Here is a 19,100-nt window from a genome sequence, read left to right as displayed (position 1 = left end):
GCCTGTCCGACTCACCGAAGCCGCAGGGGAACCGTGCCCTTTGGACCGGCAGCGGCTCCTGCCGGTAGTCTTAGCCCCATGTGTGGAATCGTAGGTTATACAGGCCGCCCGGGCGCGGCCGCAGCAGTTGGACACAGCGCCCTGGACGTTGTCATGGAGGGCCTTAAGCGCCTCGAGTACCGGGGCTATGACTCCGCCGGAGTAGCTGTCCTCGCCCCCGGGGGAGTCGATTCGAGGAAGAAGTCCGGCAAGCTCGCGAACCTGGTCGCTGAACTGGAAGCCGCGCCCCTGCCTGAGGCAACTACCGGCATTGGCCACACCCGCTGGGCCACCCACGGCGGACCCACGGACGGCAACGCCCACCCGCACCTCGCGGACAACGACCGTCTTGCGCTGATCCACAATGGAATTATCGAGAACTTTGCCGAGCTGAAGGAAGAACTCCTGGCAGCCGGCGCGGTCTTCCGCTCCGAAACCGACACCGAGGTGGCCGCGGCACTGCTGGGCAGCATTTATGCCGGTGACGGCAACAAGGACCTCGCCGTAAGCATGCAGCTTGCCTGCCAGCGCCTTGAAGGTGCGTTCACCCTGCTCGCCGTCCATGCCGATTCCCCTGACACCGTGGTGGCCGCACGCCGGAACTCGCCGCTCGTCGTCGGCCTCGGTAACGGCGAGAACTTCCTGGGTTCCGATGTTTCAGGGTTCATCGACTTCACCCGCCGGGCCGTGGAACTGGGCCAGGACCAGATCGTCATCATCACCCCGGACAGCGTCGAAATCACGGATTTCCACGGAGCACCCGCTGAGGGTACCGAGTTCGACGTGAACTGGGATGCAGCCGCCGCTGAGAAGGGCGGTTACGACTCCTTCATGGAAAAGGAGATCAATGACCAGCCCCAGGCCGTGGCAGACACCCTGCTGGGCCGCTCGGACGCGGACGGCCGGCTGACGCTGGACGAGCTGCGCGTGAGCCCCGAGGAACTGAAGTCGATCAACAAGATCATGGTCCTGGCCTGCGGAACCTCCGCCTACGCCGGCCAGGTGGCCAAGTACGCCATTGAGCACTGGTGCCGGATTCCCGTGGAGGTCGAGCTCAGCCACGAGTTCCGTTACCGGGATCCGATCGTTGACGCCAACACGCTGATCGTGGCGATCTCCCAGTCGGGGGAGACCATGGATACGCTCATGGCTGTCCGGTACGCCAAGGAGCAGGGAGCCAAGGTCCTGGCCATCTGCAACACCAACGGTTCCACCATCCCGCGTGAGGCAGACGCCGTGCTGTATACCCACGCAGGCCCGGAAATCGCAGTGGCATCGACGAAGGCGTTCCTTGCCCAGATCACCGCCACCTACCTGCTGGGCCTTTATCTTGCGCAGCTCCGCGGCAACAAGTTCCAGGGCGAGATCAAGGACATCCTGACGGACCTGGGCAAGGTTCCATCCAAGATCCAGCAGGTCCTGGACAGTGCAGGGGAGGTCAAGGAACTTGGCACCCTGATGTCCGGCACCTCCTCAGTCCTGTTCCTGGGCCGCCACGTGGGCTTCCCCGTAGCCATGGAAGGCGCACTGAAGCTGAAGGAACTGGCCTACATCCACGCCGAAGGCTTCGCCGCCGGCGAGCTGAAGCACGGGCCGATTGCACTGATTGAAGAGGGCCAGCCGGTCTTCGTGGTGGTGCCTTCGCCGCGCGGACGGGATTCGCTGCACGCCAAGGTGGTTTCCAACATCCAGGAGATCCGCGCCCGCGGCGCGAAGACCATTGTGATTGCCGAAGAGGGCGACGACGCCGTCAAGGCCTACGCTGAGCACGTCTTCTACGTGCCGGAGACGCCTACGCTGCTCGCTCCGCTGCTGACCACGGTTCCGCTGCAGATCTTTGCCTGTGCCCTGGCCACTGCCAAGGGATACGACGTAGACCAGCCGCGTAACCTGGCCAAGTCAGTCACCGTCGAATAAACGGGCAGCAAGGAACCAGGGGGAACGCCATGATTGTCGGTATCGGAGTGGACGTGGTGGATGTCCCGCGGTTCGGGCGGCAGCTTGAACGCACGCCGGGCCTGCGGGCCCGGCTGTTCGTCCCGGCAGAACGGGAACTGAACCTGCGGTCCCTGGCAGCCAGGTTCGCTGCCAAGGAAGCGGTGGCCAAGGCACTCGGCGCGCCGGCAGGCATGAACTGGCAGCACTGCCAGATTGAACTTGACGCCGCCGGTGCACCCAGGATCCGGATCGAGGGGACGGTTGCCGCAGCCGCCGAGGCACGCGGTGTACGGGTTTGGCACCTGTCGCTGAGCCATGACGGGGACCTGGCCACTGCCATGGTGGTCGCGGAAGGCTAGTCTTGTACGCATGATGAGTGCGTACTCCGGGACCGCGGTCCGGGCAGCCGAGCGTCCGCTGTTGGATGCCGGTGCTGACGCGGAGCTTATGCAGCTGGCGGCTCACGGGCTTTATGCGGTCTCCGCCGCGCTGCTCAAAGAACGCCGCGGCCGAATCTACGGTGCCTCCTGCGTAGTCCTTGCCGGCGCGGGCAACAACGGGGGAGATGCGCTCTACGCCGCAGCCCGGCTGCTCCGCCGGGGCTGCGCAGCCACCGCAGTCCTCACGTCATCCTCCGCGCACGCCGGTGCCCTTACAGCGTTCCTGGCCGGTGGTGGACGGGTACTGGAGCTCAGCGAAGATAACGCTGGGGAGGCCAGGCGCCTCTGTGAAGACTCGGATGTGGTCCTGGATGGAATTCTCGGCACAGGCGGGAAGGGAGGCCTGCGGGGGTCCGCAGTCCATCTGGCCGGCCTGTCACCTGCGAGGCTGCGCCGCGGACAGGCGCCCGCCGTTGTCGCGTGCGACCTGCCCAGCGGCATCGACACGGACACGGGACGGGCTCCCGGACCACACCTGAGTGCCGACGTCACCGTGACTTTCGGTTCCATGAAAACCGGCCTCGTCGCCGGACCCGGCGCGGAAGCCTCTGGACGCATCGAGATAGTCGACATTGGAATCACCCCATATCTGGGAACACCGGCAGTAAGGCGGCTGCAGGCGCCGGACATTGCGGCCATGCTGCCCCGGCCCGCGGCCGGGGACCAAAAATACAGCAGGGGAGTACTCGGCATCGCGGCCGGATCTGACACCTATCCGGGGGCGGCCGTACTGGCGACCGGCGCTGCGCTGGCCACCGGAACCGGCATGGTCCGCTACCTGGGGCCGGAGCCGGTGCGCCGGCTCATCAACCAGGCGCATCCGGAGGTTGTCTGCGCGGACAGCACCGTTCCCCTCACACATGTCCAGGCCTGGGTCGCCGGACCCGGCGCAGGTACGGATGAGGCGCAGCGCCGCCGCGCCGTGGACGCAATGGCGTCAGGCCTGCCGTGCGTGATTGACGCTGATGCGCTCTCCGCCGTCGAGCCGGGAGCCGGCGAGCAGGTGATTCTCACCCCGCATGCCGGTGAACTGACCGCGCTGCTGAACCGTCTCGGCGAAAAGACAGACCGGGAAACGATTGAAGCCGATCCATTCACGTGGGTGCAGACGGCTGCAGCCCTGACCGGTGCAACAGTCCTCCTGAAGGGATGGGCAACACTGGTCGCAGCACCCGCCGGCCCTGTCTTCAGCCAGGCGGACGCCACTCCCTGGCTGGCGACGGCGGGAAGCGGGGACACCCTCTCCGGCATCCTTGGGGCGATGCTCTCCACCGCCCGGGAGTCTTCCCACCGGGCCGGATATTACGCAGCGGTGGCCGCGGCGGCGGCCAGTATCCATGGCCGGGCCGGAAGGCTCGCCGCTGAACAGGGCCCGGTGCAGCCATCGCTTCTTCCCGAAGCCATCCGCCGGGTGGTCTCGGCCATGGAACAGTGGCGTCCGGGGCCCGGAGAAGCTGGCATACTGTAGAAAAGTAAGCAGGCATAGTATTTTGCCTGCTACCCACGCAGCGAGGAGCTTTGAATGGAAGTGTGGCCCGGAGATGCCTACCCGTTGGGAGCAACTTACGACGGAAACGGCACGAACTTCGCTCTCTACAGTGAAGTCGCGGATTCAGTAAATCTCTGCCTGTTTGACGACGACGACACCGAAACCTGCATTTCACTCACCGAAGTGGATGGCTACGTGTGGCACTGCTATCTGCCGCACGTGGTTCCGGGGCAGAAGTACGGCTACCGAGTGGACGGACCGAACGACCCTGAACAGGGCAACCGCTGCAACCCCAACAAGCTGCTGCTGGACCCCTATGCCAAGGCTGTCTCCGGCCAGATTGACTGGAACCAATCCCTGTTCGGCTACAACTTTGGCGACGAAGATTCCCGCAATGACGAGGACTCGGCGCCCCACATGATGAAGGCCGTGGTGGTCAACCCGTTCTTCGACTGGGACGGTGACCGGCGTCCGCGCACTGAATACCACCAGTCCGTGATCTACGAGGCCCACGTCAAGGGCCTCACCGAGCTGCACCCCGAGGTGCCCGAAGAGCAGCGCGGCACTTATGCCGGCATCGCCCACCCCGCCGTGATCGCGCATCTGGAGAAGCTGGGTGTGACGGCACTCGAGCTGATGCCCGTGCACCAGTTCGTGAACGATTCAACGCTGCAGGAAAAAGGCCTCTCCAACTACTGGGGCTATAACACCATTGGGTTCTTCGCCCCGCAGAACACCTACGGCTCCACTGGTGAGGACGGACAGCAGGTCCAGGAGTTCAAGGCCATGGTCAAGGCCCTGCATGCGGCCGGCATCGAAGTGATCCTGGATGTGGTCTATAACCACACGGCCGAGGGCAACCACATGGGACCCACGCTCTCCTTCCGCGGCATCGACAACGCGGCCTACTACCGGCTGGTGGAAGACGACAAGCGCTACTACATGGACTACACGGGCACCGGCAATTCCCTGAATGTCGGCAACCCGCACTCCCTGCAGCTGATCATGGACTCGCTGCGCTACTGGGTGACGGAAATGCACGTAGACGGATTCCGTTTCGACCTCGCTTCGACCCTGGCCCGCGAGTTTTACGATGTGGACAAGCTGTCCACGTTCTTCGAGCTTGTGCAGCAGGACCCGGTTGTCTCCCAGGTCAAACTGATCGCCGAACCGTGGGACATCGGACCGGGCGGCTACCAGGTGGGCAACTTCCCGCCGCAGTGGACGGAATGGAACGGCAAGTACCGTGACACGGTCCGGGATTTCTGGCGCGGTGAGCCCTCGACGCTGGGTGAATTCGCCTCCCGCATCACGGGTTCGGCTGACCTCTACGAGTCCTCGGGACGCCGTCCCGTCGCCTCCATCAACTTCGTCACGGCCCACGACGGGTTTACCCTGCGGGACCTGGTCTCCTACAACGAGAAGCACAACGAGGCCAACGGCGAAGACAATAACGACGGCGAGTCCCACAACCGTTCGTGGAACTGCGGCGCCGAGGGTCCCACGGATGACCCGGAGGTCCTGTCACTGCGCGCCCGGCAGCAGCGCAACGTCCTGGCCACGCTGCTGCTATCCCAGGGCGTTCCCATGATCTCCCACGGCGACGAGCTGGGCCGTACCCAAAACGGCAACAACAACGGCTACGCCCAGGATTCCGAGCTGACCTGGATCAACTGGGAAAACATGGATGCCCCGCTGATGGAATTCACCGCCGCGGTGAACCGGCTGCGCGCCGAGCATCCGACGTTCCGCCGGCGGCGGTTCTTCGATGGACGCCCGGTGGAGCGAGGCGAAGAAGACGTCCTTCCGGACATTGTCTGGCTCAACGAGGACGGGTCGCCGATGAAGCCCGAGGACTGGGACAGCCAGCTGGGCCGTTCCCTGGGCGTCTTCCTGAACGGGCAGGGCATTCGCGGCAACGACCGCCGGGGCCAGCCGATCACGGATGACAGTTTCCTGCTGTACTTCAATGCGGCCGACGAGGCCGTGACCGTGACCCTTCCTCCGCAGGAGTACGGGGATCTCTGGGACCAGGTCATCGACACCGCAGGGCAGGGGGCGGACTCCGATCCCATCGGCAGTGACGGCAAGCTTGAGGTGGCAGCCAAGTCCATGATCGTGCTGCGCGCCCACCGGCAGGAAGACGAAGTCCACGACCACTCCGTTGCGGCGTCCCTCGCGGTGCTCGCCGAAGCCAGGACCCGGGAGAGCGCGGTATGAGGGCACCCCGCTCCACGTATCGGCTGCAGCTGCATGAGGGTTTCACCCTGCACGACGCCGCCGCCCTGGTCCCGTACCTGCAGGACCTGGGTGCGGATTGGGTCTATCTCTCCCCGCTGCTGACAGCGGAGGAGAGGTCAACGCACGGCTACGACGTCACGGATCCTTCCACCGTCGATCCGGTCCGCGGTGGTGCGGAAGGGCTGCAGGCGCTGGCGGATGCCGCCCATCAGGCCGGTATGGGTGTGCTGGTGGACATTGTTCCGAACCACATGGGCGTCGCGACGCCGTCAGCCAACCGGTGGTGGTGGTCGGTGCTTCAGGAGGGCCGCGGATCCCGGTATGCCGAGGCTTTCGATATCGACTGGGACGCCGGTGCGGGACGGCTGCGGCTGCCGGTGCTGGGGGATAACAGCGATGCGCTGGATGAACTGCGGATCGGGGACGGTGCCCTGCACTATTACGAGCAGTCGTTCCCGATCTCCGAAGGTACCTACGCGCCCGGAGACACGCCCCGTGAGGTCCACGACCGCCAGCACTACGAATTGGTGAGCTGGCGCCGTGCCGACGCTGAACTCAACTACCGGCGGTTCTTCGGCGTTAACAGCCTGGCCGGTGTCCGCGTGGAAGTTCCGTGGGTCTTCGAAGAAACCCACGCCGAGGTAGGACGCTGGTTCCGCGAGGGACTGGTAGACGGCCTGCGGATTGACCATCCGGACGGACTGGCAGATCCAGCTGGTTACCTGGAACAGCTCAGCGAGCTTACCGGCGGGTCCTACATCCTGGTGGAAAAGATCCTGGAGCCCGGCGAGAAGCTTCCCGAACGCTGGCCCGTAGCCGGGACCACCGGCTACGACGCGCTCGCCGAGGTGGACCGGCTGTTCGTGGACCCGCAGGCTGCGGCGGTGCTCACTGACGCTTCCGACGCCGAGCCCTACCGCCACATGATCCACGACACCAAAAGGGCCGTTGCTGATGGCCTGCTGCATTCCGAGGTGCAGCGTCTGGTGCGGCTGCTGCCCGAAGGCTCCGGCCTGGATGCACCGACGGCTGCGGATGCGATTGCCGAACTGCTGGCCTGCTTCCCCGTGTACCGAAGCTATCTTCCCGACGGCGCCGCGTACCTGGAGGAGGCCGGACTGAACGCCCGGGTGCGGCGGCCCGACCTCGAACCGGCCTTCGATGTCCTGCTGCCACTGCTGCACGGTGAGGGCAGCGGGTCTTCCGCCGGGCTGGGCGAACTGCCCCTACGGTTCCAGCAAACGTCCGGCATGGTGATGGCGAAGGGAGTCGAGGACACCGCGTTCTACCGCTATTCCCGGCTCACATCGCTGAACGAGGTTGGCGCCGACCCCTCCATTTTTGCGCTGGAGCCGCATGACCTGCACCTTGCCATGATGGTGCGCCAGCAGGAAGCCCCGCTGGCGATGACCACCCTGAGTACCCACGACACCAAGCGCAGCGAGGACACCCGGGCGCGGATCAGCGTCCTGTCGGAGATCCCGCACGAGTGGACCGAAGCCGTGGCCGCCCTCGGGGAAATCCTGCCCCTGGGCGACCGTCCGCTGGCAGACCTGGTGTGGCAGGCCCTTGCCGGAACCTGGCCGCTGGAGCGCGACCGCGCTCACGCGTACGTTGAGAAGGCCGCCCGTGAGGCCGGACAAAGCACTGCCTGGACCGCACCGGACGAAGCCTTCGAAAAGCAGCTCCACGCGCTGGTGGACGGCGCCTATGACCACCCCGAAGCCAATGCCCTCCTGTCCTCCGTGGCCGAGCGCATCACCGGAGCCGGGCGGACCAACGCCCTGGGCGCCAAGCTAGTGCAGCTGACCATGCCCGGTGTCCCTGACGTGTATCAGGGGACGGAACTTTGGGACCACTCCCTGGTGGACCCGGACAACCGGCGCCCGGTGGACTTCTCGCTCCGTGCGGCTGCGGCCGCAGCCGGACAGGGCACACCCGGACCGGTGGACGAGTCGGGAGCAGCGAAGTTCCGCGTCACCCGGGAGGCCCTGCGCCTGCGCCGGGAACGGCCGGAACTCTTCAGCGGCTATTCAGCCCTCGGTACTGAGGGGCCGGCAGCGGAGCACGTCTTTGGATTCGACCGCGGAGGTGCGCTGTCCGTGGTGACCCGGCTTCCCCTGGGGCTTGCGGCCGCAGGCGGCTGGCGGGGCACGACCGTTCATCTCCCCTCCGGCAGCTACACGGACCAGCTGAGCGGCAAGAGACACGAGGGCGGGAACGTGAAGGCAGAAGAGCTGTTCGAGTACTACCCCGTGGCGCTGCTGGTCCGCCAGGAGGAATCATGAGCAGGAAATTCAGCGTCTGGGCTCCCCAGGCACAGTCCATGCGGCTGCTTGCGGGCGGACGCGAGGTGCCCATGGCCGCCGGGGCCGGGGGATGGTGGCATGCCGACCATGCACTGGACGCGGAAACGCCCGGCACGGAGATCGACTACGGGTACCTGATTGATGACGCCACCACCCCGGTTCCGGATCCGCGTTCCCGCCGGCAGCCCGACGGCGTCCACGGCCTCTCGCGGACCTTCGATCCCTCCGCGTTCCAGTGGACGGACTCCGGCTGGGTCTCTCCCGGGATGGCGGGCGGAGCGATCTACGAACTGCACATCGGGACTTTCACGCCCGAGGGCACTCTCGATGCGGCCGCGGCGAAACTGGGCTATCTGGCGGATTTGGGTGTGCAGTATGTGGAGCTGATGCCGGTCAACGCTTTCAACGGCACCCATAACTGGGGTTACGACGGCGTGCTCTGGTACGCGGTCCATGAGGCCTACGGCGGGCCAGCGGCTTACCAGCGTTTCGTTGACGCTGCGCATGCCCACGGAATCGGGGTCATCCAGGACGTTGTCTACAACCACCTGGGTCCCAGCGGCAACTACCTGCCGCGGTTCGGACCGTACCTGCAGCAGGGCAGCGCCACCTCGTGGGGTGATTCGTTGAACCTGGACGGTCCGCATTCGGACCCGGTCCGCGAGTACATCCTGGACAACATGGAAATGTGGTTCCGTGATTACCACGTAGACGGCCTGCGCCTGGACGCCGTGCATGCTCTGCGGGACGAGCGCGCCATCCACATCCTGGAGGAAATGGCCGCCCTGACGGACGACCTCTCGGCGGACCTGGGCGGAGCCCTGTTCCTGATCGCCGAGTCGGACCTGAACAATCCCCGGCTGATCACGCCCAGGCAGCTGAACGGCTACGGGATTGGGGGCCAGTGGTCCGATGACTTCCATCACGCTGTGCACAGCAACCTCACCGGCGAAACCCAGGGGTACTATGCGGACTTCGATTCGCTGGAGGCGATCGCGAAGGTCATCACCGACGGCTACTTCCATGACGGCAGCTTCTCCTCCTTCCGGCAGCGAAGCCACGGCCGGCCGCTGGACAAGTCAGTGATCACCCCGCGGCAGCTGGTGGTTGCGGTGCAAAACCATGACCAGATCGGCAACCGGGCGGCGGGGGACCGGAACACGGCTGCCCTTAGCTATGACCAGCTGGCACTCGCCGCAGTCCTGAACCTCTCGTCGTCGAACACTCCCATGATCTTCATGGGTGAGGAGTTCGGTGCTTCCACTCCGTGGCAGTTCTTCACGTCCCACCCGGAAGAGGCATTGGGCAGGGCTACGGCTGAGGGGCGGCTCGCGGAGTTCGAGAGGATGGGGTGGGACCCGTCCCTGGTTCCCGACCCTCAGGACCCCGAGACTTTTACGCGCTCAAAACTCGACTGGTCCGAAGTCGGAGATGACGGGCATGCCCGGCTGCACCGGCTCTACCGCGACCTGCTCATTCTGCGACGGACAGTGCCGGAACTGACAGAACCGGACTTTCGGAAGATCAGCGTGGACTTTGACGAAATATCGCGCTGGCTGACCATTCACCGCGGCGGCGTCGTCGTTGCCCTGAATTTCGCCGACTCTCCCCGTGAGCTGCCTGTTCCCGTAACCGGAGGTGCGCAGGTCCTGCTGGAGACAGCACCGGTGCGGACCTACGACGGCGGAGTGGAACTTCCTGCCTACGGAGCGGCAATCCTCGCCGGAAACATCAACCAGGACTAACAACACCGCCTCCTCGATTCGCGAGGGCAGCGGTGGCAGGATGGAGCCATGACTTTTACTCCCGCTGAAGACCGCTACGAAACCATGCCGTACCGCCGTGTTGGCCGCAGCGGACTGCAGCTGCCGGCCGTGTCGCTGGGCCTGTGGCACAACTTCGGAGACGACGTTCCGTTCGAGACCCAGCGCTCCATCCTGCGCCGGGCCTTTGACCTGGGAGTCACGCACTTCGATCTGGCGAATAACTACGGACCGCCTTACGGCAGCGCGGAAACCAACTTCGGCCGGCACCTCAAGGACGACTTCCGGCCCTTCCGGGACGAGCTGGTCATTTCCAGCAAGGCCGGTTATGACATGTGGCCCGGCCCCTACGGCAACTGGGGTTCCCGGAAGTACCTGCTGGCCAGCCTGGACCAGTCGCTGGAGCGTATGGGACTGGACTACGTGGATATTTTCTACAGCCACCGTCCGGACCCGGAGACGCCGCTTGAGGAGACCATGGGCGCGCTCGACACCGCCGTTCGGTCAGGCCGGGCACTGTACGCGGGCATCTCGTCCTACTCTGCGGAAAAGACCATTGAGGCCGCGCGCATCCTGCGAGAGATGGGCACGCCGCTGCTGATCCACCAGCCTTCATACTCCATGCTCAACCGCTGGGTGGAACAGGGCGATCCGAACCTGTTCCACGCCCTTGAAGAGACCGGTGCGGGGTCCATCGCCTTCTCCCCGCTCGCGCAGGGCCTGCTGACCAGCAAGTACCTCGGGGGGGTCCCGGAGAATTCCCGCGCCGCCGCCGGAAAGTCCCTCGACCCGTCGCAGCTCTCGGAGGAGAACCTGGACCGGGTCCGCGGCTTGAACCGTCTTGCCGAGTCCCGCGGACAGACGCTGGCCCAGATGGCCATAGCCTGGGTGCTGCGGCCGCAGCGCAACGGCAACTCCATCACGTCCGCACTGGTGGGTGCTTCCAGCGTCAAGCAGCTCGAAGACAGCCTGGCAGCGGTGCAGAACCTCGGGTTCACGGACAAGGAACTCGCAGAGATCGACACCTTTGCCCAGGACTCGGACATCAACCTGTGGGCCGCCGCCCTCGACGCCTGAGCCGAGTCTTGGGACCTTGGATTCGGGAAGCCGCGGACGGAGACTGGCCGGACCTCTGGGCAGTCATGGAGCCTATCGTGCGGAGCGGTGAAACATACTGCTGGGAGCGGGACATGCCGGAAGAAGCTGCACGGTCCATCTGGCTTGAGCCCCGCCCAGCGTATGTCTATGTCGCGGAGGAAGCCGGAGAGGTCCTTGGGACGGCGCAGCTGCACCCCAACCGCGCCGGCGCGGGCAGCCATGTGGCCAACGCATCATTTATGACAGCGGGGTGGGCGAGCGGCCGGGGTATTGCCCGGGCGCTCGCCGCCCACGTGCTGGAGCGGGCCGCGGCACAGGGCTACCGCGCCATGCAGTTCAACGCCGTCGTCGAGACAAACACGCGGGCGGTCGCGCTCTGGCAGTCCCTCGGTTTCAGGATCCTCACCACAGTTCCGGAAGCTTTCGCCCACCCGGTCCACGGATTCACCGGCCTGCACATCATGCACAAGCACCTCGCGGAGCCGGGCCGGTGACTTGCTGCCGGGGACGCAGTGGAAGAATGGATCCGTGAACTACCTCGAAACTGTCCCAGCGGCGGAGCGCAGCGCCGTCGTCGATCTCGCCGCGATCCGGCACAATGTCAGCCACCTGGCCGAAATCGCCAAGCCCGCCCGGATTATGGCGGTGGTCAAGGCCGACGCGTACGGGCACGGCGCACTGGAAGTAGCCCGCGCTGCGATCGACGCCGGAGCCTCTTGGCTGGGCACGGCACATATTTCCGAGGCCCTGGCCCTGCGCACGGCGGGAGTATCAGCGCCCGTACTGGCCTGGCTGCACACGGCAGACAGTGACTTCTCCGCGGCCATCGCCGCGAACGTCGACATTGGCGTTTCCGGCTGGGAGCTTGAAGCCGTGGTGGCCGCAGCCCGCGAACTGGAAGTTCCTGCCCGGGTGCACCTGAAGATTGACACCGGGCTGGGACGCAACGGCTGTCCAGAAGAACTGTGGGAGTCCTTCGTCGGCGCCGCGCTGGCGTACCAGGAAGACGGCCTCCTCCGGGTCGTGGGCATCTTCTCCCACCTTGCAGTAGCCGACGAGCCGCGACGGCAGGAAACCGACCAGCAGCTGCAGAAGTTCCGCGAAGCAGTGGCGGTGGCCGAGGACGCAGGGGTGGACCACGAGGTGCGCCACATTGCCAACACTCCGGCTGTCCTCTCCCGCCCGGATTCGCACTTCGATCTGGTCCGGGTGGGGCTCGGCATGTTCGGGCTGTCCCCGTTCCCGGGCCAGAGCGCGCAGGAACTGGGACTCGTTCCGGCCATGACGCTCAAAACCACGATTGCCAACTGCAAGGAAGTCCCGGCAGGACAGGGTGTGTCCTACGGGCTGCACTACCGCACCGCCACTCCCACAACCCTGGCGCTGGTGCCGGTGGGATACGCGGACGGGATTCCCCGCGTTGCCACAGGCGGCCCCGTTATGGTCGACGGCGAGGTCTTCCCGGTAGTGGGCCGCATTGCCATGGACCAGATGGTGATTGACCTGGGCCGCACGGGTGTGGCAGGTACCCCGGAGACGTTCCTGGGCAGGGAAGCGGTTCTCTTCGGGCCGTCCGGTTACCCGAGCGTGGACGAGTGGGCCCAGGCCAGCGGCTCGATCAACTATGAGATCATCACCCGGATCAGCGGACGCGTGACCCGGAGTTACATCGACTCGGGGGCGGCAGACACTGCCGTAGGCCTCGACCAGGACGCACAGGCAGCGCTGCCGTGACAGCCGGGTGTGATGTTCCGGCATGGGAGCTTGAGTACAAGACTTCCAGCGCTGCTCAGACGCAGGAACTGGCCCGCACACTAGGCGGCGCGCTGCGAGCCGGGGACCTGCTCCTCCTGACGGGGGAGCTGGGCGCGGGGAAGACCACGTTTACGCAGGGGCTCGGCGAAGGCCTGGGGGTTAGGCAAGGAATCATTTCCCCCACCTTCGTGCTGGTGCGCATCCATCCCGCGCTGGGCGCCGGTCCGGACCTGGTGCACGTGGATGCCTACCGGCTCGGGTCTGCTGCCGAGATCGACGACATCGACCTCGAAAACACCTTGGATTCTTCCGTCACAGTGGTGGAGTGGGGGCATGGCCTGGTGGAGCATCTCTCCGAGAGCCGCCTTGAAGTCACCCTGCTGCGTGCCACCGGCGGAGAATCCGCCGGAGCAGGCGAGCTGGTCACCGACTTCTCGGCAGAAGACGACGACGAGGAACGGACCATCCGGATCGCCGGGTACGGTCCGCGCTGGGCGGCCGGCCCTGTGCCGGTTCCCTAAGCGGGCTCCCAAACGGGCCCCCTGACTGGATACACAGCTGCGATGGGCAGTTCTCCCCATCGCAGCTGCGTCCGGGCCCCGGATACGATAAGACGCAACCGGATATCGCTTTGGGGGAGGGACATGGCCAGCTGGAACATTGACGTGGCAACGGCACGATCTGTGGTGAACCGCACCGCCGAGGAAGCCGCTAACCTGGCCGAGGCGGCCAGAAGCCTGCAGGAGGCAGCGGAAGGGGCACAGGCTGCCGCGCGCAGCGCCGTCGTCGGAGATGCGTTAAAGGCGGCGTACGAGCAGTACGCCGCACTCCTGATCGCCAACGCCAGGAATCGCGCTGAGACCGCTTGCTCGTCCCTTCACGAGGCACTGAACGCTTATCGGGACGCCGATCTTGACATGGCTGCCCGCGCCCAGGCAAACGCAGCGGAGGCTGGATGACCGCCGTGGATTTCTCCTCACTCCCGGATTTCGCGGAGGCCGGGGAGCTTGAACGCCAAGCAGAGTTGATTGCTTCCGCCGGGACGGATGCCTCAGGCACCGCCACGTCCAGCCGGGAAATCTGGCTGGGGCTGGGCGCGGTCTACAGTGCACCGGAAGCGGAGACAGCGTACGGTGCCTTCGACAAGGTCCAGGCATTCGGGAATGAGGCCGAAACCGTCACCGGCCTGATCCGGACAGCCCTGGTGGATTTCGCCGTGGATGCCAGGGCCCTCAGGCAGCAGGCCAGTGACCTGATTGCGCTCTCCGGCCAGTGCAGTGCCCCGCCGGACGCGGACACCGACCCGGATAGCCGGGCAGCGGAGGTTGCCGCCCTGCAGCTGCGGGTTCAGGAGTTATGCCGAAAATATGCGGAAGCAGAGGACCGGTGCGCCGGTTCAATCCGCGCAGCGGCGGGCCTGCTGCCGGACAGCGGAATCCTGGGCAGCACCGGATTCGGTACCACCACGTCCCTGGCGGACACCGTGCTGGAGCACGTCCATCAGTCACAGCTGCACGTCCGCCAAACCGTTGATGTCAGCGGCGACCTCGCCGCGGAACTGCGGCTGGAGAACATTCCTTACGAAGTGGTCGACGGCGGTGTGCGCTATACCAGGTCTCCGTCAGGCATCCTCATTCCTGTTGAGCGCTCAGTGGACCTGACCCGTGTCCCGTTCCCGGACGACGGCTTCGCCCGTCCGGGCCCTGAGCTTCGTCTCAATGCCGAAGCAGCTACTCCACCTGCCTGGGCCCGCTGGGGCGGACGCGGACTGTTTGTCCTGGACGCCGGGATAACCGCCTGGGACCAGGGCAGTGAACAGTTCAACTCGGACCTGATTGAACATCCGGATTGGACGGCCAGCCAGCGGGCCCTGTCCGTGACGGAGAACGTTGCGATTGTTGGAGGCGCTTCCCTGGCCGCAGGCGCCGGCGGCGCCTGGGCAGGAGCGAAGGGCGGCGCCGTCGTCGGCGGTGTTGTTGGCAGCTGGATCCCCGTGGTGGGAACGGCCGCTGGTGCGGTTGCCGGCGGTATTGTGGGTGGCATTGCCGGCGGCATCATTGGCAGCGGCGTCGGAGAAAAGATAGGAAAGAAGGCCAAGGATCTATGGGATTCATTCTGGGGCTGATCCTGGGACTCGTGGTGCTGGTCATGGGATGGCGCGCCTACACCGGCCGCTGGCGCACATGGCTCGGGCACCCGGGACTCTTGCCGAAAGTGAAGGCCTATCCCGCCCTGGGCATGCTCTACGGCGGCATAGGGCTGCTAACCGGTTCGCTGCTGTGGGATGTGGACGGAGACTCCCTGCCCCGGCCCCTCCTGGGAGTGCTGCTGGCACTCATGCTGGGCGGAATCTGGACCTTCCTCATGAGCCTGGTATGGCTCCCGCGCTTCATGCTTCCCCGATGGGTCAAAATGGCTGAGCACGCGAAAGCGCGGACCGCGTGAACCCGATGGACATCCTTATTGCTGATTGTGTGTCAATGCAAATTCCGTCCGGCTGGGAAGCCAGCCAAGCGGGTGCAGAGGCGCTGGTCCTGGCGCCGTCAACCGGCGGGTTCCGGCCCAGCCTGACCCTGCGCACGCGTCCGTTTGAGGGGACGGCGGGCCGGGCAGCAACCCAGGAGATAGCCGGCGTGCTCGCCGCCCTTGAATCTCCCCAGGTGCTGAGCTGGAACCTCTGGCCTTACAGCGGCGCCGAAGGCCGCTGGATTGAGTACACCTACGAAACGTCCGAGGCGGTCCTGCATGTCCAGCAGTGGTTCCACCTCCGGGACGGCTTGCTGACTACCTGTACAGCCACCTGCAGGACTTCCCAGCTCCCTGCCTATGACAACGCCTTCTCGGTCATGGCGGGCAGCGTTGCAGCAACGGAGGGAACCGGCGATGAGTGACTTTCCGGCGGCAGAGCCGCGCCTTGAGCCTTTCGCATCACAGCAGGCGGGTGAACCGCTTGAAGCCCTGTCCGGGCTGGCAGCGACGCAGGATTTCCGCTCCGAGGGCCCGTGGCTTACCCCGGCCGCCCAGGACGTCCTCCTCCTGCTGGGCAGGGGAGGCAAGCTGGGACGCTTCGGCTTAGGCAGCGCCCAGGACGGCTTGGAAGAGCTCGTCGCCGCCGGGTTGGCAACGGGCAGGGGCGGGCTGACGGCCGAAGGCCGGCTTGTCGTTTCACCGCTCGGCGGCACATCAGGCAGCGTGCAGTTTACCGCGGGCAGCGGCGGCGGAAAGTCTGCGTTCTACGGCGCGCTGGGCAGCGAAGGTGTCCTTGTACTGGCCGGACCGTCAGGTGCCAGGCTGCGGATGGGGGAGCAGGCAGAGGCAGGCCAGCGGCAGGTTGATTTCCTTTCCCTCGACCAGTTTTTCCCCGCGCTCGCAGCGTGGCTCGGCCTGGGACCTTCGTGGCTCCTGGACGCTGAGGTAAACGTATCCCCGGCGGCTGCGCAGGCACGGATGTCCGGCGCGTCCGGTACGGTGGTTCCTCTTCCCGACGAGGCGGACGCAGCGGTCCGGCACATGTGGGAGCAGGAGTGGTTTATCTGGCAGCAGGTGGGGGGACGCACTGGCCTCCCAACCGGTATCCAGGCGGGGTCCGCTGGCACCTGGCAGTTGGTGAACACCGCGAGCGGTCTGCTGCTGAAGCCCTGGCCCTCGGCGCAGGCGTACAGGGGGCTGCTGCAGACGGTCAGCGCCGAGCTGCCCTGACCGTTTGTCCGGCAGCTAACCTTCCGCACGGGGAGCCGCGGGCAACGGCGTAAACTGAACACCGTGCTTATCCTCGCCATCGACACCTCTGCCATAGCCAGCGCGGCACTTCTCAACGGTGAGGGCGACACGCTTGCGGCCTTCGCTACCGAGGACACCAGATCTCATGCGGAGGTGCTGGCGCCGGGTATCCAGAGGCTCCTCAGCGACGCCGGTGTCTCCGGGGATCGGGTCGATGCGATTGTCACGGGTGTGGGTCCCGGGCCGTTTACCGGGCTGCGGTCGGGCATAGCCACGGCGCGCACCTTTGCCTTCGCCTGGAACAAGCCGCTGCACGGGGTCATGAGCCTGGATGCCATTGCCGTGGACGCTGCCCTGGACGCGTGGCGCGCCGGAGTGGATGAGTTCGTTGTGGCTACAGATGCCCGGCGCAAAGAGGTTTACTGGGCGCGTTACCGCAGTACCGGCGGCACTGCCGAACTCCTCGACGGGCCGCATGTTTCTGCCCCGTCTGAGGTTCCGGATCTGCCTGCATACGGTGCAGGTGCAGGACTGTATCCGGAGGAGCTGCGCACGGTGCAGGACTTTGCCGCAGCCCAGCCGACGGCTGAGGCGCTGGGGCGCACCGCCGTCGTGCGTTTGGTCCGTGGACTGGAGCTGCTTCCGGACCTGCCGCTCTATCTTCGTGAATCCGATGCCAAGGTGCCCGGTCCGCGGAAGCGCGCACTGTGATGGGGCAGCCTGCCGTGATCCGGGCGATGACCGAGGACGACATCCCGGCTGTGGATGCGCTGGAAAAGGGAATGTTCCCGGTTGATGCGTGGCCTACCGAGATGTTCTACGACGAACTGCGCCAGCGCGATACCCGTTCGTACTATGTTGCCGAGGACTCAGACGGCAGAGTGATCGGATATGCCGGGCTGATGTGCGTACTGCCCATCGCGGATGTGCAGACCATTGCCGTGGACAGAGCCCATGAAGGTGCCGGAACGGGCTCCAGGCTTCTCTCAACCCTTATTGATGAGGCTAAACAGCGGGGTGCGGATGACGTGCTTCTCGAAGTGCGCGCTGACAATCCCCGGGCGCAGCGGCTCTACCGCTGGTTTGGCTTTGAACAGATCCACGTCCGTCCGAGGTACTACCGGGACGGAGCGGATGCCTTGATTATGCGTCTGGAGCTTTCCTCCTGGGAAGGGGCTCCGGTGCGCGAATCCAACCCTGTGAAGGACGTCCAATGAACCGCACCGAACCTCTGGTGCTTGGCATCGAATCCTCCTGCGATGAAACCGGTGTCGGTATTGTCCGCGGCGATACCCTGCTGACCAATGCCGTGTCTTCCTCGATGGAGGAGCATGTCCGATATGGCGGCGTTATTCCGGAGATCGCCTCGCGTGCGCATCTGGATGCTTTTGTTCCGACCCTGCGCCAGGCCCTGGGTGAGGCCGGTGTAACGCTGGAGGACATCGATGCGATTGCTGTGACCTCCGGACCCGGTCTTGCCGGTGCCTTGATGGTTGGTGTTTGCGCTGCGAAGGCCCTGGCTGTGGCTACGGGCAAACCGCTGTACGCGATCAATCATCTGGTGGCGCATGTGGGTGTTGGTGTTCTTGACGGCGGCAAGCTTCCCGAGAACCTTGGTGCGTTGCTGGTTTCCGGCGGCCACACGGAGATCCTTCGCGTTGGGTCCCTGACCACGGATGTCCAGCTTCTTGGTTCCACCATTGATGATGCTGCCGGTGAGGCGTATGACAAGGTTGCCCGGATTCTGGGTCTTGGATATCCCGGTGGTCCGGCTATCGACAAGCTTGCCCGGCAGGGGAATCCGAAGGCTATCCGTTTTCCCCGCGGACTGACCCAGCCGAAGTACATGGGTACTTCCGAGGCTCCCGGTCCGCACCGCTATGACTGGTCTTTCTCCGGTTTAAAGACTGCTGTTGCCCGTTGTGTGGAGCAGCATGAAGCTGCTGGCCAGGAGCTTCCGGTTGCGGATATTGCTGCCTCGTTCCAGGAAGCTGTTGTGGATGTGATTACGTCCAAGGCCGTGCTTGCCTGTACTGAGCAGGGGATTAGGAACCTTCTGCTGGGTGGCGGTGTTGCTGCCAATTCGCGTCTTCGTGAGCTGACTGCCGAGCGTTGTGCTGCTGCCGGGATTGCGCTTCGGGTTCCTCCGATCCGTCTGTGCACTGACAACGGTGCGATGGTCGCTGCCCTGGGTGCACAGATTGTCATGGCTGGTGGAGAGCCTTCCGATGTGGACTTCACGCCGGATCCTTCGCAGCCTGTGACCAGCATTCACCTTCCTGCTGCGTAGCGGTGGGGGTGGCTGTGT

The 19,100-nt window shown here is 65.3% G+C and carries 18 protein-coding genes; all 18 read left to right on the top strand.

Going from position 1 to position 19,100, the window contains the following annotated elements:
* Positions 1–78 precede the first annotated feature (78 nt).
* The 18 genes from glmS to tsaD all read left to right on the top strand — a co-directional run bounded on the left by glmS (position 79) and on the right by tsaD (position 19,082).
* A complete protein-coding gene (gene glmS, locus ITX31_RS06960) occupies positions 79–1,956 on the top strand; it encodes a glutamine--fructose-6-phosphate transaminase (isomerizing) (protein ID WP_194782740.1) in 1,878 nt (625 codons plus the stop codon).
* Positions 1,957–1,985: 29 nt separating this feature from the next.
* The gene (locus ITX31_RS06955) at positions 1,986–2,336 is read left to right on the top strand and encodes a holo-ACP synthase (RefSeq protein WP_194782739.1); all 351 of its coding nucleotides are present in this window, start codon (positions 1,986–1,988) and stop codon (positions 2,334–2,336) included.
* A gap of 10 nt (positions 2,337–2,346) precedes the next feature.
* Positions 2,347–3,885: an NAD(P)H-hydrate dehydratase gene (locus ITX31_RS06950; RefSeq protein ID WP_194782738.1), complete on the top strand. Its 1,539-nt coding sequence runs from the start codon at positions 2,347–2,349 to the stop codon at positions 3,883–3,885.
* 54 nt (positions 3,886–3,939) lie between these two features.
* On the top strand, positions 3,940–6,126 hold the full coding sequence (glgX, locus tag ITX31_RS06945; protein WP_194782737.1) for a glycogen debranching protein GlgX: 2,187 nt from the start codon (positions 3,940–3,942) through the stop codon (positions 6,124–6,126).
* The gene (gene treY / locus ITX31_RS06940; protein WP_194782736.1) at positions 6,123–8,435 is read left to right on the top strand and encodes a malto-oligosyltrehalose synthase; all 2,313 of its coding nucleotides are present in this window, start codon (positions 6,123–6,125) and stop codon (positions 8,433–8,435) included. The genes glgX and treY overlap by 4 nt, the downstream gene beginning before the upstream one ends.
* Positions 8,432–10,201 (top strand): malto-oligosyltrehalose trehalohydrolase, encoded by a 1,770-nt coding sequence (gene treZ, locus ITX31_RS06935; protein WP_194782735.1) that lies wholly within the window; start codon positions 8,432–8,434, stop codon positions 10,199–10,201. Before treY ends, treZ begins: the two co-directional genes overlap by 4 nt.
* 48 nt (positions 10,202–10,249) lie before the next feature.
* On the top strand, positions 10,250–11,296 hold the full coding sequence (gene mgrA, locus ITX31_RS06930) for an L-glyceraldehyde 3-phosphate reductase (protein WP_194782734.1): 1,047 nt from the start codon (positions 10,250–10,252) through the stop codon (positions 11,294–11,296).
* A gap of 65 nt (positions 11,297–11,361) precedes the next feature.
* A complete protein-coding gene (locus ITX31_RS06925) occupies positions 11,362–11,811 on the top strand; it encodes a GNAT family N-acetyltransferase (RefSeq protein ID WP_194783549.1) in 450 nt (149 codons plus the stop codon).
* Positions 11,812–11,845: 34 nt separating this feature from the next.
* Positions 11,846–13,051 (top strand): alanine racemase, encoded by a 1,206-nt coding sequence (gene alr / locus ITX31_RS06920; protein WP_194782733.1) that lies wholly within the window; start codon positions 11,846–11,848, stop codon positions 13,049–13,051.
* Entirely contained in the window at positions 13,048–13,593 is a 546-nt protein-coding gene (gene tsaE / locus ITX31_RS06915; protein WP_194782732.1) for a tRNA (adenosine(37)-N6)-threonylcarbamoyltransferase complex ATPase subunit type 1 TsaE, read from the top strand. Before alr ends, tsaE begins: the two co-directional genes overlap by 4 nt.
* Before the next feature lie 123 nt (positions 13,594–13,716).
* Complete coding sequence (locus tag ITX31_RS06910) at positions 13,717–14,031, top strand: DUF6507 family protein (protein WP_194782731.1); 315 nt, start codon at positions 13,717–13,719, stop codon at positions 14,029–14,031.
* Positions 14,028–15,197: a hypothetical protein gene (locus ITX31_RS06905; RefSeq protein WP_194782730.1), complete on the top strand. Its 1,170-nt coding sequence runs from the start codon at positions 14,028–14,030 to the stop codon at positions 15,195–15,197. The genes ITX31_RS06910 and ITX31_RS06905 overlap by 4 nt, the downstream gene beginning before the upstream one ends.
* Entirely contained in the window at positions 15,176–15,517 is a 342-nt protein-coding gene (locus tag ITX31_RS06900; RefSeq protein ID WP_194782729.1) for a hypothetical protein, read from the top strand. Before ITX31_RS06905 ends, ITX31_RS06900 begins: the two co-directional genes overlap by 22 nt.
* A 35-nt stretch (positions 15,518–15,552) precedes the next feature.
* Positions 15,553–15,963 (top strand): hypothetical protein, encoded by a 411-nt coding sequence (locus tag ITX31_RS06895; protein ID WP_194782728.1) that lies wholly within the window; start codon positions 15,553–15,555, stop codon positions 15,961–15,963.
* Positions 15,956–16,771 (top strand): hypothetical protein, encoded by an 816-nt coding sequence (locus tag ITX31_RS06890; RefSeq protein ID WP_194782727.1) that lies wholly within the window; start codon positions 15,956–15,958, stop codon positions 16,769–16,771. Before ITX31_RS06895 ends, ITX31_RS06890 begins: the two co-directional genes overlap by 8 nt.
* Positions 16,772–16,834: 63 nt before the next feature.
* Positions 16,835–17,503 carry a tRNA (adenosine(37)-N6)-threonylcarbamoyltransferase complex dimerization subunit type 1 TsaB gene (gene tsaB, locus ITX31_RS06885; RefSeq protein WP_194782726.1) on the top strand — a complete coding sequence of 223 codons (669 nt, stop codon included), beginning with the start codon at positions 16,835–16,837 and terminating at the stop codon, positions 17,501–17,503.
* Positions 17,503–18,009 (top strand): ribosomal protein S18-alanine N-acetyltransferase, encoded by a 507-nt coding sequence (rimI, locus tag ITX31_RS06880; protein WP_194782725.1) that lies wholly within the window; start codon positions 17,503–17,505, stop codon positions 18,007–18,009. Before tsaB ends, rimI begins: the two co-directional genes overlap by 1 nt.
* A complete protein-coding gene (gene tsaD / locus ITX31_RS06875; protein ID WP_194782724.1) occupies positions 18,006–19,082 on the top strand; it encodes a tRNA (adenosine(37)-N6)-threonylcarbamoyltransferase complex transferase subunit TsaD in 1,077 nt (358 codons plus the stop codon). Before rimI ends, tsaD begins: the two co-directional genes overlap by 4 nt.
* The last annotated feature ends 18 nt before the right edge of the window (positions 19,083–19,100 follow it).

This window comes from Arthrobacter gandavensis, assembly GCF_015355785.1.
Lineage (GTDB): Bacteria > Actinomycetota > Actinomycetes > Actinomycetales > Micrococcaceae > Arthrobacter_B > Arthrobacter_B gandavensis_A.
This window is presented reverse-complemented; position numbering and strand designations above follow the sequence as displayed.